This window comes from Vibrio sp. 11986-1-5 (genome assembly GCF_963878025.1).
Lineage (GTDB): Bacteria > Pseudomonadota > Gammaproteobacteria > Enterobacterales > Vibrionaceae > Vibrio > Vibrio injensis.
Genome location: NZ_CAWNVW010000039.1, coordinates 1 through 360, shown reverse-complemented (window position 1 = coordinate 360; position 360 = coordinate 1). Strand labels below are relative to the sequence as shown.

Below are 360 nucleotides of genomic sequence, written 5' to 3'. Positions count from 1 at the left end.
CGCCCTTTCACGGCGGTAACAGGGGTTCGACTCCCCTACGGGATACCATGGGTCGTTAGCTCAGTTGGTAGAGCAGTTGACTTTTAATCAATTGGTCGCAGGTTCGAATCCTGCACGACCCACCATTCCCTCCACGGGAAGTAAAACAATGTGGGCGATTAGCTCAGTTGGGAGAGCACCTGCCTTACAAGCAGGGGGTCACTGGTTCGAACCCGGTATCGCCCACCACTTTCTAAATATTCTTCGCTAGTTTTATCTAGCCGCGCAAGTTAACTTATGCGGTCGATAAGGTGACGCTGAGAATCGTTAGAAAGTGTGAAAAACACTTTGCTCTTTAACAATTTGGAAAGCTGACAAAGT

Annotated in this window: 2 tRNA genes; both read left to right on the top strand. The window is 48.9% G+C overall.

The annotated features are described in order from the left end of the window. Positions 1-49: 49 nt before the first annotated feature. Positions 50-125, top strand: a tRNA-Lys gene (locus AACS00_RS09940). Between the two features lie 27 nt (positions 126-152). Continuing rightward, positions 153-228: transfer RNA gene (locus tag AACS00_RS09935), tRNA-Val, on the top strand. Positions 229-360: the final 132 nt, after the last annotated feature.